This window comes from Nocardiopsis sp. MG754419, assembly GCF_018207095.1.
Lineage (GTDB): Bacteria > Actinomycetota > Actinomycetes > Streptosporangiales > Streptosporangiaceae > Nocardiopsis.
Window position 1 is genome coordinate 1 of sequence record NZ_QOCZ01000145.1, and the last position, 15,705, is coordinate 15,705.

A 15,705-nucleotide genomic window follows, 5' to 3' on the forward strand; every position below is an offset into this window, starting at 1 on the left:
CCTCCAGGACGGTCACCTCCAGTCCGGCGTCGGCGAGCACCCGGGCACAGCCCAGACCGGCGAACCCGGCGCCCACCACGGTCACGCTCTGTCCCCGGCGGGCGGTGCGCAGGATCTCCTCGGCCGCGCGCCGCCCGCTCAGCAGGGCCCCGGCCGTGGTGGCGGGCGCCTCCGCGGAGGTGGCCTCACCGGCGAAGTGCAGCCGGGTCCCCACCGGGGCCGCCAGACGGGTGCGCACCGACGTGCCCAGGGGATGCGGGGCCAGAGAGGAGTACGAGCCGAGGGCGAAGGGGTCCCGTGACCAGGAGGTACGCCGATGGTGGATCGGCTCGGGCACGACGGGGGAGGGGCCCGGAGGGCGGTCGACGATCATGCCCGCAGACTAGACCCCGGGCACCGGGCCACGGGACCCGCGGCGGACCATCGCCGACCTGGTGCCCGCCGGCATGCGCACACACGCCGGCCTGCACTCCTACGACGGTCGGGCCGCCGACCTGTCACCGAAGGGCGTACGCGACCACCTGAGCCGTCTGGGCGGCGATCGCGCGGCCGATCCCCACGACGACGCGCACCTGACCGCCTTCGAGAACGCGATCCGCTACGCATGGGGCGAACTCCAGTGGCACCGGGACAACCCGATGCCCCACCTCGGCGAGATGGACCTGTCCGGGTACCGGCGCGACGACGCGCTCGCCGCCGAACGCGACGCCGAGCGCCCGGCCCACCTGAAGCCGTGGCCGTGGCTGGTCGACAACGCGATCGCGTCCCTGGACCGTCTCTCCGCGCCCACCGCCGCGTCCCTGCTCGACGCGGCCCGAGGACTGGCCGAGGGGTGTCGGACGACTCGCCCAACGACGTGCGTCGCGACGCGCTCGCCGCCCACGCCCGCCTGATGGCCCATCTGGAGCACGCGGCCGAGCACGGCCCGGAGACGGTCGGGATGGGCGCCGACGCGCTCGCCGGGCTGATGGGTATGGGCGAGGCGTTGGAGGTCGACCTCACCGAACCCGCGGCCCGGGCCGACGCCGAACGCGACCGCCTGCGCTCCCGTCTGGCCGAGGCCGCCGCGCGCCTGGCCCCCGGTCGCGACCCCATGGACGTCGCCCTGGAGCTCACCCGCAGCCATCCGGACGCCGACGGCGTGCTCGACGCCGCCCGAGACTGGACCCGCCTGAGCCTGGAGTTCACCACCGAACGCGCACTGGCCCCCTACGGCGACGGTGAGTTCCGCGTGGACGTGGCCCCGCCCGAGCTGCGCTGGGGGACCGCCATGATGGCCTGGTCCGGCCACTGGGAGACGGACACCGCGTCCTTCGACTACGTCAACCCGCCCGACCCGGCGTGGTCGGAGCAGGAGGCCCACGAGTGGCTGGAGATGTTCAGTCACACCACCCTGCCGGCGGTGAGCGTGCACGAGGTCGCCCCCGGACACTACTCGCACGGGCGCGCCCTGCGCAGGGTCCAGAGCCCCGTCCGTCGTGCCCTGCTCTCCATGTCCTTCGTCGAGGGGTGGGCGCACGACGTCGAGGAGGTGTGCGTCGACGAGGGGTTCGGCGCCTACGCGGCCGCGCGTCTCGGCGACCCGGACCGGACCGCCGACCACTTCGAGATCGGCGTCTGGCCGGAGGCGCTCATCCGGGTCACCCGCCTCGCCGTGGCCATCGGACTGCACACGGGCGCCATGACGGTGGAGGGGGCCACCGCGCGCTTCGTCGAGGACACGACCCTGCGCGGTCCCGCGGCCCGCGCCGAGGCCGAGCGGGCCACCTTCGACCCCACCTACGGCCGGTACACCTGGGGAAAGTCGGAGATCCTGGCGCTGCGCGAACGCGCCCGCGAACAGTGGGGGACGCCTTCTCCCCGCCGCGTTTCCACCGGGAGCTGTTGGCGCTGGGCGCGCCCCCGCTCGGTCTCATCGGAGCGATCCTCCACGAGTGAGTCCGGCGGGGGCGCGCCCGCGCGTCGCCGTCAGGAAACCGGTCTCGTGGCGTCGTCCCCGCCGAGGTCGGCCAGGGCCACCCGAACGCGGCCGCGGGCCCGCTCCAGCGCCTGTCCGGCGCGGGCGGCGTCCACGTCGGCCAGGAGCGACACGAGCGCCACACGGGTGTCGCCCTCGGCCGCGCTCAGCGCCCGCGCGCAGGCGGTCTCGTCCAGGCCGGTGGCCTCCACGAGGATCGTCACCACACGTCCACGCAGTTTGCCGTTGGTGGCGTCCACCCCGACCATCAGGTTCGAGTAGGTCCGACCGATCCGTACCATCACCGCGGTGGAGAAGGAGTTCAACAGCAGCTTCTGCGCCGTGCCCGCCTTCATGCGGGTCGATCCGGCGATGACCTCGGCGCCCGTGGAGACGCCCACGTGGACGTCGGCCGCCGAGGCCAGCGGCGCGTCCGGGTTCGCGGTGATGAGCACGGTGGCCGCACCCCGTTCCCGGGCCGCCGCCAACGCGCCGCCCACGTACGGGGTGCGGCCACTGGCTGCCAGACCGACCACCAGGGAGCCCGCGGTCACCCCGGCGGCGTCGGCGCGGCCGGCCTCCCGGTCGTCCTCGACGCCCTCCAGAGCGCGGGACAGGGCGTCGCCACCGCCCGCGTGGTGGGCCACGACCCATTCCGCCGGCACACCGTAGGTGGGCGGCAGTTCCGCCGCGTCCTGCGCGGCGATCCGCCCGGAGGTGCCCGCTCCGAAGTAGTGGATGGTCGCGCCCGACTCCAGGGCGGCCACGCCCAACTCCACGGCCTCGGCCAGAGCGGGCAGGACCGCGGAGACGGCCGCCGCGACCGTGGTGTCCTCGGCGTTGATCTGCCGCAGGATCTCCAGGGAGGGCAGAAGATCGATGTCGTAGGTGCCCGAATTGCGGGTCTCCGTGGGGGACCGCACGATCACGGCCTCGCCGTCACCCGCGCGGTCCGGTCCTCGTCCGTCGCCGCCGTGCACTGTGCTCTCCTGTTCGGTCCGCACCCGTGCGTGTCCTTTCCGTCATGGCCGCGTCGGTCACCGGGCCCGGCGGACCGGACGGCGGAAGCGACGCGGACCGGGGGTCAGTCGTCGTTTCCGGTGGTGATGTCGGTGCCACTGTCGTCGCCCTCGGCGGTGGCCTTGGGCGCGTTCTCCGCGCGGCGGCGTCGACGGTCGTCGTGCAACCGCAGCCCCCGCACCGCCTCGTAGGTGGTCTCCAACGCCGTGCGGCTGTCCGTGTAGCGGATCTGCGCCAGCCCGACGAACAGGCAGTCCACCACGGTGAGCTGTGCCAACCGGGACGCCGTGGCGCCCGAGCGGAACGTGGTCTCGCGGGCCGCGGTGGTGAGGACGTGGTCGGCGAACCCGATGGGGGAGCGCGGGAAGTTGGTGATGGCCACCGTCCGGGCGCCGTGCCGTCCCGCCTCGCTCAACGCCTGCACGGTGTCGATGGTGGTGCCGCTGTGCGAGATGCCGATCGCGACGTCGCTGTCCTCCAGGATGGCGGCGCTGGTCAGCATCACGTGCGCGTCCGACCAGGCGAACGACGTCAGCCCGATGCGGTGCAGCTTCTGCTGGAGGTCGGCGCCGACGAACGCGCTGGCGCCCACCCCGTAGATGTCGATGCGTCGGGCGTTGGCCAGGGCGTCGATGACGGCGCGCAGCACCTCCACGTCCATGGCGGCGCCGGTCTCCTCCACGGCGCGCGCGTCCGTGTAGGCGATCTTCTGGACGACGGTGACGAGGGTGTCGTCCGGGTTGATGTCGCTGGCCAGCTCGGGGATGTTGGTCCGGGCCCCGCGGGCCTGTCCGGCCTCGGTGGCCAGCGCCAGGCGCAGCTCCCGATACCCGCTGAAGTCGATGGTGCGGCAGAAGCGGATGACCGTGGCCTCGGACGTGGCGCAGTCCTTGGCGAGCTGGGTGATGGAGGAGGCCGCGGCGCGCTCGGGGTCGTCGATGACCCGTTGGGCCACACGTTGCTCGGCGGGGGCGAGCGAGGGGAGCAGGGAGCGGATCCTCAGCACCGTGGTCGGCGCCGTCGGCGCGGAGACCTCATGCGGTCCTGAGGACTCGTCTGACGACTTCGGGGTTTGCGCCATGGAGGAAAGTTTCTTTCGGTCGCGGTGCAGAGTCAACGCACTGACGGGAAAAACCGGGTGATTCAAGGATTTCAAGGGACGGGCCGCGCAGCAAGTATCTCCAATCCGATTGCGGATTCCCAGCTCAGCGGGCACGCTTGGGGCGAGGTGGCGCATCCCGGGCTTTCCCGGTGCGTCGCGACGGGGGACACGAGGGGAGGGCGCCGTGTCGCGGTTCGGCCCGGTCGGACCACACGACGAGTCGAGCGACCACGGACCTTCCGGAGCGGGTGGCCTCCATGTGGGTCTGCTCGGTCGGTTCACCCTCCAGGTCGACGGCGCACCGGTGCGGCTGCGCGGCGAACGCCGGCGCGCCCTGCTCGCGGCCCTCATGGTCGCGACAGGCAGACCCGTGTCCACCGACGTCCTCATCGCCCGGGTCTGGGACGCACCCGGCCCCTCCGCCCGAGGCGCCCTCCAGGTCCAGGTGGCCCGCATCCGGGCCCTGCTCGAAGAGCACCTGGGCGACCCCCTCATCCGCAGTGTCGACGGCGGTTACCGGGTCGACCTCGACGTCCACGACTGTGATCTGCTCCGTCTGCGCGCGCTGGTGCACGAGGCCGACCGCGCCGCCGAGGACGGCGCCACCGACACCCACGCCGACCTGCTCGGGCGGGCCCTGACGCTGTGGCGCGGGCCGGTCTTGGCCGACGTCGCCTCCCCGACCCTGCACCGTCACGACGTCCCCCCGATCGAGGCGGAACTGCTGCGGGTGGCCGAGCGGTCCCTCGTCGCGGACCTGGCCCGGGGCGAACACGAACGCGTCGCCGACCGGGCCGGCCCCCTCGTCGCGGCCCACCCCCGGCGCGAGCCCCTCGTGCTGGCCCGGATGGTGGCCCTCTACCGGTGCGGCCGGCAGAGCGAAGCCCTGCGCGCCTACTCCCTCACCCGCTCCGCGCTCGCCGAGGATCCCGGCGTCGCCCCGGGACGTGAGCTCCGGGCCGCCTTCCACGGCGTCCTGCGCGACGATCTGGAGAACCGGCTCGACCGGGAGCGGTCCGTGGGGCCCGCCGACATCCACACGGCGGCGACACCCGCCCCCACCTTCGTCCCCAGGGTGTCCCCGGTGCCCCGGCCCAGGACCCATGACGACACTCCCGCCGGCTCCGTCCGGAACGGACCCGATGAAGCGTCGGTGGTGGTGCCGGCCGAACTCCCGGCCGCTCCGAGCCCCCTGGTGGGTCGGGCCGAGGCCCGGGCCGAACTCGACCGCCTCGTGGACCCCTGCTCGCCCACCCCCGGAAGCGTCCTGGTCCGCGGCCCCGCCGGGGCCGGCGCCAGCGCCCTGGTCACCTGCTGGGGGCACGCGGTGGCCTCGCACTTCCCCGACGGCCAGCTCTACGTCAACCTGCGCGGGGCCGACGGTGTCCCCCGCGCTCCCGCGGAGGTACTGCGCCGCCTCGTGCGCTCGCTGTCGGCGGGCCGGATCGACACCGACGACCTGGAGTCGACCGACGACGCCCTGGACGAGGCGGCGGCCCGGTTGCGTTCGCTGATGGCCGGCCGCCGGGTGCTCCTGGTCCTGGACAACGCGGCCACCGCACGCCAGGTGCGTCCCCTCCTGCCCGGGGACCCCGGCAGCGCCGCGGTGGTGACCAGCCGGAACCGGCTCACCGACCTGTTGGTGCGGGACGGGTTGCGCGCACTGCCGCTGGACGCCCTGAGCATGGAGGACGCGGTCGCGCTCCTGCGCGCCCTGGTGGGGGAACGGCGCCACTCGGAGGAGGCGCTGGAGCGGGTGGCCGCGTTGGCCGGCGGTCTGCCCCTGTCGCTGCGCATGGCCGTGGCGTGGTTGGACACCCACCCCACCCACTCGGCGGAGGCCCTGGTGCGGTTGGTGGAGCAGGTGGACCCGGCGCGCGAGGTCTCGCCCACCGCTCGGATGACCGCGGTCCTGCGCGCCGGGTCGCCGGGTACCGGCACGGTCGCAGGGAAGTACCGACCGGGCTCGGAGCACCCCTCCTGAGTCTGCGGCACCTTTCTTACGTTCGGTTTTCGGTCGGGCCGCCGGGCGCCGGGGCGCCGGTGACACCAGCACTCCCGGTCCAAGGTCGGGTTCGGGTCCCGTCAACGGGGGTTTGTGAGTTCGACCGATTCTTCGCCGGGGGGTGCTCAGTGGTCGTGCGAGTCGCTAGTGTCGACCCCATGACGCAGAACAACGATCCCGACATGGACCCGGCGGGAACCACGCAGCATTTCCGCCGTTTCGTCGACGACAACCCCGAACCCGAAGAGGCTCCGCGCCGCCCGATCCTGCCGCTGGTTTTGGCGGGCGTCGGTCTCGTGCTCGGAATCGCGATCATCGTCGCCCTGGTCCTGGCCTTCGCCTAGAAGCGCCGGGACTCCCGTGATGTGACGGGGTCGACCTCTGGCCGGCCCCGAATCGGTTCGCGACCACCCCGCGGTCCTGCTAGAGTGAACTTCGTTGCCGCGAGGGGCCGTAAAGGAACCGAACGGAACACCGGCGTCATTAGCTCAGTTGGTTAGAGCAGCTGACTCTTAATCAGCGGGTCCGGGGTTCGAGTCCCTGATGACGCACCCGAACGAAGGCCCCGGTCGACGGAGAACGTCGACCGGGGCCTTCGCCGTTCCCGGACACGATCCGGTCGGATCGCTCGTGCGGGGCCACGCCTCGGTCGGGTTCGGCCTGTGGGCACCCTCGGGCGTCGCCCTCAGTGGCCCCGGACACAGCCGAGGGGAACCGGCCCTGAACGGCACAAGTCGCTCCGGGCATCCGGTAGAGTTGTCTTCGTCGCCGCGGGGAACCGTAAGGAACCCGGCGGAGTACACGCGCCACTAGCTCAGTCGGTTAGAGCAGCTGACTCTTAATCAGCGGGTCCGGGGTTCGAGTCCCTGGTGGCGCACCTGAACGAAGGCCCCGGTGATCGGTGACGATCACCGGGGCCTTCGTCGTGGACGGCCCTCACGACGACGAAGAGTCGGCCGCGTGCCACCGAGGTGACCAGCGACAATCGGATTGACATCAGGGTTTTTGTGGTGAATTGTCATTCTGCCGTCGCTCCCTCGCCCCCGGCCACGGCACCCCCATCCCTTGACGAAGCCGGAGCCCGCCATGTCCACCCTTCCCCCGACCGTTCGCACCACCTCCCTCGCCCTCCTCGCCGCGGGGGCCGTGGTCTCCCTGTCCGGCTGCGGCATGGTCCAGTCCTTCCTGGGCGCGGGCAACGTCATGGACCTCGAGGTCGGTGACTGCTTCACCGAGTCCGAGATGAACTCGGCGTTGTCCGGCACGGAGATCACCGACGTTCCGGTGGTCGAGTGCACCGAACCGCACGACTCCGAGTTCTTCCACAGCGAGATCCTGCCCGACGGCGACTTCCCGGGAGACGACGCGGTCCGAACGACCGGTGAAGAGGTCTGTCAGGGTGCGGCCTTCACCGAGTTCGTCGGTGTCGAGTGGGAGGAGTCGGAGGTCTACGCCAGCTTCCTCAGCCCGATCGAGCAGGGCTGGGACCTGGGTGACCGCGAGATCCTCTGCTACGTGATCGTCGCCGAGCCGGTCTCCGAGTCCCTCGAGGGCGCCGGGCGCTGACGACCGGACCTCGAGACACGGGCGGCCCCGGCCGCCCCGGAACGGCCCGCATCGGACACACCGATGCGGGCCGTTCCGCGTTCGCGGAGGGGGTCGGCGGGTGCTTGTGGGGGCCTTCGCCGTTCACTCTGGGGGCTTTGTCGTCTTCTGTTCTTTTTGTGGTGGCAATCGGGTCCCGTGAACGTCGCCGTTCGGTCACGGGGGTGGTGTGGAGCACAGTGGGCGCGTTACCGTAACGCTTTATTAGGAAAGTTTCCTAATAAAACCGTGGTGCCCTCGCCCCCGTCGACCCCCCTGCTCGAAGGAGCCCCGTGGCCACCGAACTCGCGGCCGCCCCACCACCGGACACCGGTGACGCCGAGCCCTCCGCGCCCCCGAGGACGACCCCCCTGCAACGGATCTGGCGCAACTACGTCTTCGTGAAGGTCCGCAAGGCCGCCGTCGTGGTGTTCGTGGTGGCCAACGTGACGTTCTTCCTCGGCCGTGCGATGCCGGGCGACCCCATCGACGTCATGGCCGGCCGCCTCACCCAGAGCGGCATGTCGATGAACGAGGCGCGCGCCATCGCGACGAACTCCCTCGCCTACGACCCCGACGCCCCCCTGTACCAACAGTGGTGGGAGTTCTTCGTCGGTCTGCTCACCTTCGACCTCGGCGGCACCATCAACCGTCCCGGCCTCAGCGTCACCGAGGCCATCGGGACCTACCTGCCCTGGACCCTCTTCAGCATCGGCGTGGGCACCCTCATCGCCATCGGGCTCGGCCTGACCCTGGGCATGGTCATGGCCTACCGGCGCAACAGGGTCGTCGACCACGTGCTCAGCGTCCTGGCCTCCGTACTGGGGGCCGTCCCCAACTACCTCATCGCGATGGTCCTCGTCGTCGGCGGCGGCATGTACCTGGGCTGGTTCAACCCCATCGAACTGCGCGGGACCGTCAGCCCCGGCGTCCAGCCCGGTTTCGACGTCGTCTTCATCGGTGACGCGTTCTACCACGCGGCCCTGCCGATCCTCACCTACGTCCTCGCCATCATCGGCACCTGGATGCTCGTCATGAAGGCCTCCACGACGGAGGTGCTGGGCGAGGACTACGTGACCGTCGCGCGCGCCCGCGGCCTGCGCGACTCCCGCATCGCCACGGCCTACGTCGGCCGCAACGCCGTCCTGCCCCTCGTGGCCCAGATCGCCATCTCCTTCGGCACGCTCGTCGGCGGCGCGATCTTCGTCGAACAGGTCCTGGTCTACAAGGGCGTCGGCGGACTGCTGTTGGACGCCGTCAACTACCGCGACTACCCGCTCCTGCAGGGCCTGCTCATCATCATCACCTCGTGCGTGGTGATCGCCAACCTCGTCTCCGACCTGCTCTACAGCAGGCTCGACCCGCGCATCCAGAAGTAGAGGGGACGCACGCCATGGCCGTCATCTCCGCATCCGCCCCCGCCACCGGAGTCTGGGGCACCATTTGGCAGGGCATCACCCGCAGCACCAGCGGGTTCATCGGGCTCTGCCTCGTCGTCGGGGTGCTGCTCTTCTCCTTCGTGGGTCCGCTCCTCGTCGACCCCGCCAACCCCACCGACGTCACCAAGATCTGGGGCCCGCCCAGCGCCGAACACTGGCTCGGGACCAACCACGAGGGCAAGGACACCTTCACCCAGCTCGTGCTCGGCGGACGCGAGCCCATCTGGGTGGGCTTCGTCGCCGCCCTCATCACCGTCGCCATCGCGGTGGTCCTCGGCGCCGTCGCCGGCTACGTCCGCGGGCGGATCGACCACGTCCTGCTCCAGCTCACCGACATCACGATGACCATCCCGTTCATCGTGCTCATGCTGGTCATCGCGTCCTTCTACCGCACCTCGTCGCCCCTGGTCGTCTCCTTCATCATCGGCCTGGTCACCTGGCCGTTCCTCATGAGGTCGATCCGGGCCCAGGTCCTCAGCCTCAAGGAACGCGAGTTCATCGAGGCCGCGCGGCTCCAGGACCTCGGCACCGCGCGCATCCTCTTCGTCGAGGTCCTGCCCAACATGGCGGGCTACATCTTCATCAACTTCATCATCGCCATCACCAACGCGATCTACGCCGTCGTCGGCATGTACCTGCTGGGACTCCTGCCGAGCACCGCCGACAACTGGGGGCTGATGATCCAGCAGGCCTGGGACAACAACGCCTTCCTCCTGCCGCAGGCCGCGCCGTTCCTCATCGCGCCGATGGTCATGATCATGCTCTTCCAGATCGGGCTGGTCACCATGACCCGCTCCCTGGAGCAGGCCCTCAACCCCCGACTCCGGGACAGGTGATCCCCGTGAACGACCTCCCCACCGCCCCGGACACCAACGACGGCGCCCTGCTGTCGGTCCGCGGTGTCGACGTCGGCTACCGCACCGGACGCCGCACCCACGTCACCGCCGTCCGTGACGTCTCCTTCGACCTCCACCCGGGCCAGTCCATGGCGTTGGTCGGCGAGTCCGGATGCGGCAAGACCACCCTGGGTCTGGGCCTGCTCCGGCTGCTTCCGCGCACGGGCGTCCTGCCTCGGGGACGGATCCTGTTCCGCCGCAAGGACGGCACCCGGGTCGACCTGCGCACCCTGGAGAAGGAGCGGTTGCGCCGCTTCCGTTGGAACGAGGCCGCCATGGTCTTCCAGGGGGCCATGAACGCCTTCAACCCGGTGCTGCGGATCGAGGACCACTTCGTCGACACCTTCCGGGCGCACGAGAACGGCCGCAGACGTCCCCGCAAGGAGATTCTGGAGGAGTCCGCCGCGCTCCTGGAGATGGTCCGTCTCGACCCGGCCCGCGTCCTGGGCGGCTTCCCCCACGAACTCTCCGGCGGCATGCGTCAGCGCAGCCTCATCGCCCTGGCCCTGGCACTGCGCCCCCAACTGCTCATCCTCGACGAGCCCACCACCGCGCTGGACCTGCTCACCCAGCGCTCCATCGTGGAGCGCCTCGCGGAGCTGCGCGAGCAACTGCGCTTCTCGATGGTCTTCATCACCCACGACCTCGGTCTGGCCGCCGAACTCGCCGACCGCGTCGGCACCATGTACGCGGGTCGCCTCATCGAGACCGGCACCACCCGCGACATCTTCCACCGATCGCGCCACCCCTACACCTCGGCGCTGATCAACTCGGTGCCCCCGGTCGTGGGCGACCTCCACGTCCCCGAGTCGCTGCCGGGCGGCCCGCCCAGCCTCCACGCGCTGCCGTCGGGCTGCGCCTTCGCCGCGCGCTGTGCCCACGCCCTCGACGACTGCACCCGCACCCGCCCCACCCTGGACGTGCTCGTTCCCCGGGGCGAGGGCCTCAGCCACGCCGCCGCCTGCCTGCGCTCCACCGATGCCGCGCTCCACGCCGAGGGGGTCACCCGTTGATCGACCGCACGTTCGACACCGCACAGCCGCTCACCGACCCCGTGGCGCGACCGGAGACCACCATGGACGCCTCGGGTACGGCACCGGCCGAACCGCGCGCCGGGAGCGTCATCGACACCGAGGCCGCCGAACGGGCCATCGCCGACGACCGGCGCCGCGCCGAGCCCCCTGTGCTCACCCTCGAAAGCGCCCACCAGGTGTTCAGGTCCTCCCGGGGCGAGGTCCCCGCGGTCGCCGGCATCGATCTGGAGGTCCGGCCGGGGCAGGTGCTCTGCCTGGTGGGGGAGTCCGGCTGCGGAAAGACCACCACCGCCCGCATGGCGGCGGCCCTGTCCAGTCCCACCGCCGGCGCGGTGAGGTTCCGGGGCAAGGACGTCGCTCTGATGGACAAGAAGGAACGGGCCGCCTTCCGCCGCTCGGTGCAGTACATCCACCAGGATCCCTACGCCTCCCTCAACCCGGTCCGCACCGTCTACTCCACGGTCTCCGCGGGGCTGCGGCGGCACCGGATGGTCGAGGGCAAGGCCGAGGCCCGTCGGGCCACCGCCGAACTCCTCGAACGCGTCGACCTGACACCGGCCGAGGACTACCTCGACAAGTACCCCCACCAGATGTCCGGCGGGCAGCGTCAACGCGTGGCCGTGGCGCGGGCTCTGGCGATGAACCCCGAGGTGATCATCGCCGACGAGTCCACCTCGATGCTGGACGTGTCCATCCGGGTCAGTCTGCTCAACACCCTCGGCAGGCTGCGCGACGAACTCGGCGTCGCCTTCCTCTTCATCACCCACGACCTGGCCGTCGCCAAGTACTTCGCCTGGCGCGGCGAGATCGCCGTCATGTACCTCGGGAAGGTCGTGGAGCAGGGCACTACCCCGCAGGTGGTCAACGACCCACGGCACCCGTACACCCAGGCCCTCATCTCCGCGGTGTGCGAACCCGACCCCGACCTGGCGCACACGAAGGAACGGGTGCGGTTGCGCAGCGCCGACATCCCCGACCTCACCGACCTGCCGCCGGGCTGCGACTTCCATCCGCGCTGCCCTCTCTACGCCGAGGGCGGCTGTGACAGCGTGCGCCCCCCGCTGGTGCGCAGCCACGACCGGCTGCTCGCCTGCCACGTCGTCACGCGGGGGTGAGGTGGGACGTGCTGCTCCTCATCGGCCGTTTCGGCGTCTTCGTCGGGGTCCTTCTCGTCCTGACCTGCACCCTCATGGCCGTGTTCACCTCCCCCGGCACAGCCGAGTTCGTCATCAGCGTCGTCACCATCGGTGTCGGCCTGGCCGTGCTCACCCTCGGTCTGCTCGCCGTCCTCTTGGAAAGGAAGCGTCAAGAATGACCTCCACCCCCCTCCACCACGCGATCCGGCAGGACCTGAGCAGACGCCGCCTCCTCACGGCCGTGGGCTTCGGCGCGGCCGGTGCGGCCGGCCTGGGACTGACGACGGGCTGCGCGGCCGACGGCGCCGGGGGCGACGGCACCGCGCGGTTCGTCGGCGTCCACGACTTCGACATCGACGCCCAGACCAAGAACGTGCACGTCGAGGACGGCGCGCTGTTGATGAACTCGGTCTACAAGGACCTGTTCATGTGCACCGGGGCCATGTTCGACTGGACCACCCACGAGTGGGAGTACCTCCTGTTGGAGGGCCACGAATGGGACGGCGACGACCTCGTCCTCTCGCTGCGGTCGGGGCTGAAGTGGAGCGACGGCTCCGGCCTGGACGCCGATGACATGATCCGCAGCTACGCGATGCGCGTCCTGGAGGCGCCGCCGTGGGGCTTCGGGTTCCCCCAGGTCCAGGACCTGGAGAAGCTCGACGACCGGACCGTGCGGTTGGGTTTCGAGGACGTCTTCCCCAACATCGAGCGCAGCATCCTCAAGCACCGCATCGTCTCGAAGGTCACCTACGAGGGCTTCGGCGAACGCGCCGTGGAGATGGTCAACGACGGCGTCCGCCAGGGAGACGCCGAACACGGCGAATGGAACGCCGAGTTCATCGAGTTCGACCCGGACACGATCGTCGCCAGCGGACCGTACAAGTTCGACGACGCCCAGATCTCGGACGCCCGCATCACGCTGGTGCGCAACGAGCACGGCTACCTGGCCGACACGGTGCTGTTCGACGAGGTCGTCGTGCACAAGGGCGACAACCGTCAGTCCGCGCTGCTCGTCCAGCAGGGCGAGGTCGACTACTCGACCATGGCGCCCTCCGCCGCCGACCAGCAGGCCTTCCAAGGGGTGGAGGGTTTCCGCTGGGTCGAGCACGCCGGGTACGCGGGCGCGGGCATCATGTTCAACTACGCCGCCAAACCCGAACTGGAGGACGTGCGGGTGCGCAAGGCGCTGGCCTACGTTCTGGACGGTGACCAGATCGGTCAGGTGGCCCGCGGTGAGGCCTACGAGCGCGTCACCCACTACGCGGGACTGGTCGACCTCCAGGCGGAGGAGATCTTCAGCGCCGACGAGCTGGCCGACTTCGAGACCTACGACCAGGACCAGGACAAGGCGGTCGAGCTCCTCGAAGAGGCCGGGTGGACCCGGGAGGACGGCAAGTGGTTCCTGCCCGACGGTGAGGAGGCCTCCTTCGAGGTCCTCGGGGTCTCCGGGTGGAGCGACTTCGAGCTGACGGCGAGTCAGGTCGAGGAGGCCTGGAACGACTTCGGGATCAGGACCGAGGCCCGCAACGTCCCCGAGGACAACCCGTGGGGCATCTGGGGGGCTGGTGACTTCGAGGTCGCCGTCCGCCACTGGGGCAACCCGGAACAGCCCGATTACTGGGGCGCGTTCCAGATGAACTTTCTGACCGAGAACGCCGGAACCGACGACTCGCCGGGCCAGTCCTTCGACCTCGAGGTCGAGAGTCCCTCCCAGGGCGAGGTCGACCTGGCCGAGTTGGTCGACGTCGCGCAGCGGGCCGAGACGGATGAGGAGCAGGCGGAGGCCCTGAAGACGATGGCCATCGTCTTCAACGAACTCCTGCCGCGCATTCCGCTGTGGACGTACAAGTACCTGTCGCCCGTGATCGAGGGCGGCCGCGTGGCCGCCTTTCCCGGGGACGACGCCCCCGGTGCCCAGAACGAGCAGTACCAGGACAACCACGTGATCCTGGCGTTGATGAAGGGGGAGTTGGGCCCGGTCGAGTGACCCGGTGACGTTCCGCCCCCGGGGCGGGTGCCCGTGCGCCCTGTCGCTGATTACGGTCTTGGGTTCCTTTGTTTACATTTCGACCGTTTGTGCACGGTCGGGCGCGGTGAATGTAGTCTCGCCCCGCACGTGCACCCGCACGGTCATCCACCCCCTCGCCCTCTCCTCCGTCCCCCTGAACCCCGGTCGTCGAAAGGAAGTCGGTGCGCTATGTCCAAGGACCTGTACGAGCTAGGTGAGGTGCCTCCGCTGGGCCACGTGCCCGCACGGATGCACGCCTTCACCATCCGCCGGGAACGCTACGGCGAACCTCGCGACGCCTTCGCCCGTGAGATCGTGCCGACGCCCGAACTCCGGCCCGGGCACGTGCTGGTCTACACGATGGCCGCGGGGATCAACTACAACAACATCTGGGCGGCCCTGGGTCACCCGGCCGACGTCATCGCCGCCCGCGAGAAGGCGGGGGAGACCGAGGACTACCACGTCGGGGGCTCCGACGGCTCCGGTGTGGTGTGGGCCGTGGGCGAGGGCGTCACCAACGTGAAGGTCGGCGACCACGTCATCATCGCCCCCGGGCAGTGGGACGAGACCGCCGACGACATCCGTATGGGCGGCGACCCCATCGCCTCCAGGAGCATGCGGGTCTGGGGGTACGAGAACAACCACGGATCCTTCGGTCAGTTCACCCTCGCCCGAGACGTCCAGATGCACCGCAAGCCCGACTCCCTGCCCTGGGACGTCGCCGGCGGTTTCCTGGTCAGCGCCGCCACCGCCTACCGGCAACTGTTCGGTTGGCCCCCCAACACCGTCCGTCCCGGCGACCCCGTCCTCATCTGGGGCGGCGCCGGTGGTCTGGGCACGTCCGCCATCCAGCTCGCCCGCCAGGTCGGCGGCAAGCCGGTCGCGGTGGTCTCCACCGAGGAGAAGGCGAAGCTGTGTCGTGAACTCGGCGCGGTCGGCACCATCCTGCGCACCGAGTTCGACCACTGGGGCCGGGTGCCCGACGAGAGCGACACCCAGGCCTACGCGGAGTGGTTCCGCGGTGTACGGGCGTTCGGCAAGCGGTTCTGGTCCGAACTGGGGGAGCGGCGTTCTCCCCGGATCGTGTTCGAGCACACCGGGGCCGACACCCTGCCCACGTCGCTGTACCTGTGCGACAACTCCGGCATGGTGGTCATCTGTGGTGCCACGTCGGGGTTCCAGGCCGACATCGATCTGCGTTTCCTGTGGATGCGCCTCAAACGCCTCCAGGGTTCGCACTTCGCCTCGCCCGCCCAGTGCCGCATGGTCATCGACCTGGTCGAGAACGGTCAACTCGACCCGTGCGTGACCAGGGTGGTGGGGTTCGACGAGATCGGCGAGGCCCACCAGACCCTGCGGGACAACCGTCAGCCACCCGGGAACATGGTCGCGCTCGTCAACGCGGCGCCCGGCCAGACCTCGCTCGGCTAGGTACTGTTTTTTGAACGGGTCAGGTCACGGAGCCAGATCCGGATCGAGGCCACCTGCACGGTCCCGTCGAAGATCGCGGCCCGCTTGTCATAG

Annotated in this window: 13 protein-coding genes, 2 tRNA genes and 1 pseudogene; 13 read left to right on the forward strand and 3 right to left on the reverse strand. The window is 70.5% G+C overall.

The window, feature by feature from the left end:
• A partial coding sequence (locus DSY14_RS22395) for an FAD-dependent oxidoreductase (protein WP_211718591.1) occupies window positions 1–373 on the reverse strand: 373 nt, incomplete at its 3' end.
• Window positions 374–446: 73 nt separating this feature from the next.
• On the opposite strand from DSY14_RS22395, the pseudogene DSY14_RS22400 reads away from it, so the two are divergent.
• Window positions 447–1,938: pseudogene (locus DSY14_RS22400) on the forward strand (DUF885 family protein).
• 30 nt (window positions 1,939–1,968) lie between these two features.
• Here the strand turns inward: DSY14_RS22400 and DSY14_RS22405 are convergent.
• Together DSY14_RS22405 and DSY14_RS22410 are read right to left on the reverse strand one after the other, a co-directional pair.
• On the reverse strand, window positions 1,969–2,961 hold the full coding sequence (locus DSY14_RS22405) for an N-acetylmuramic acid 6-phosphate etherase (RefSeq protein WP_211718592.1): 993 nt from the start codon (window positions 2,959–2,961) through the stop codon (window positions 1,969–1,971).
• 80 nt (window positions 2,962–3,041) lie between these two features.
• Window positions 3,042–4,058 carry a MurR/RpiR family transcriptional regulator gene (locus DSY14_RS22410; RefSeq protein WP_211718593.1) on the reverse strand — a complete coding sequence of 339 codons (1,017 nt, stop codon included), beginning with the start codon at window positions 4,056–4,058 and terminating at the stop codon, window positions 3,042–3,044.
• Window positions 4,059–4,263: 205 nt separating this feature from the next.
• On the opposite strand from DSY14_RS22410, the gene DSY14_RS22415 reads away from it, so the two are divergent.
• From DSY14_RS22415 to ccrA, 12 genes are all read left to right on the forward strand, one after another.
• On the forward strand, window positions 4,264–6,063 hold the full coding sequence (locus DSY14_RS22415) for a BTAD domain-containing putative transcriptional regulator (protein ID WP_211718594.1): 1,800 nt from the start codon (window positions 4,264–4,266) through the stop codon (window positions 6,061–6,063).
• 179 nt (window positions 6,064–6,242) lie between these two features.
• Window positions 6,243–6,428 carry a hypothetical protein gene (locus tag DSY14_RS22420; RefSeq protein WP_211718595.1) on the forward strand — a complete coding sequence of 62 codons (186 nt, stop codon included), beginning with the start codon at window positions 6,243–6,245 and terminating at the stop codon, window positions 6,426–6,428.
• A 133-nt stretch (window positions 6,429–6,561) separates the two neighbouring features.
• Window positions 6,562–6,635, forward strand: a tRNA-Lys gene (locus tag DSY14_RS22425).
• Between the two features lie 252 nt (window positions 6,636–6,887).
• A tRNA-Lys gene (locus DSY14_RS22430) sits at window positions 6,888–6,961 on the forward strand.
• Window positions 6,962–7,170: 209 nt separating this feature from the next.
• On the forward strand, window positions 7,171–7,650 hold the full coding sequence (locus tag DSY14_RS22435) for a septum formation family protein (RefSeq protein ID WP_211718596.1): 480 nt from the start codon (window positions 7,171–7,173) through the stop codon (window positions 7,648–7,650).
• 311 nt (window positions 7,651–7,961) lie between these two features.
• Window positions 7,962–9,047, forward strand: a complete 1,086-nt coding sequence (locus tag DSY14_RS22440) for an ABC transporter permease (RefSeq protein WP_211718597.1) — start codon at window positions 7,962–7,964, stop codon at window positions 9,045–9,047.
• Between the two features lie 14 nt (window positions 9,048–9,061).
• Entirely contained in the window at window positions 9,062–9,943 is an 882-nt protein-coding gene (locus DSY14_RS22445; RefSeq protein ID WP_211718598.1) for an ABC transporter permease, read from the forward strand.
• A 5-nt stretch (window positions 9,944–9,948) separates the two neighbouring features.
• Complete coding sequence (locus tag DSY14_RS22450) at window positions 9,949–11,016, forward strand: ABC transporter ATP-binding protein (RefSeq protein WP_211718599.1); 1,068 nt, start codon at window positions 9,949–9,951, stop codon at window positions 11,014–11,016.
• Window positions 11,013–12,152 carry an ABC transporter ATP-binding protein gene (locus tag DSY14_RS22455; RefSeq protein WP_249188294.1) on the forward strand — a complete coding sequence of 380 codons (1,140 nt, stop codon included), beginning with the start codon at window positions 11,013–11,015 and terminating at the stop codon, window positions 12,150–12,152. The genes DSY14_RS22450 and DSY14_RS22455 overlap by 4 nt, the downstream gene beginning before the upstream one ends.
• Before the next feature lie 8 nt (window positions 12,153–12,160).
• Window positions 12,161–12,352 (forward strand): hypothetical protein, encoded by a 192-nt coding sequence (locus tag DSY14_RS22460; RefSeq protein WP_211718600.1) that lies wholly within the window; start codon window positions 12,161–12,163, stop codon window positions 12,350–12,352.
• Window positions 12,349–14,160, forward strand: coding sequence for an ABC transporter substrate-binding protein (locus DSY14_RS22465; RefSeq protein WP_211718601.1), 1,812 nt, complete (start codon window positions 12,349–12,351; stop codon window positions 14,158–14,160). The genes DSY14_RS22460 and DSY14_RS22465 overlap by 4 nt, the downstream gene beginning before the upstream one ends.
• Before the next feature lie 210 nt (window positions 14,161–14,370).
• Window positions 14,371–15,612 (forward strand): crotonyl-CoA carboxylase/reductase, encoded by a 1,242-nt coding sequence (gene ccrA / locus DSY14_RS22470; RefSeq protein ID WP_211718602.1) that lies wholly within the window; start codon window positions 14,371–14,373, stop codon window positions 15,610–15,612.
• Window positions 15,613–15,705: the final 93 nt, after the last annotated feature.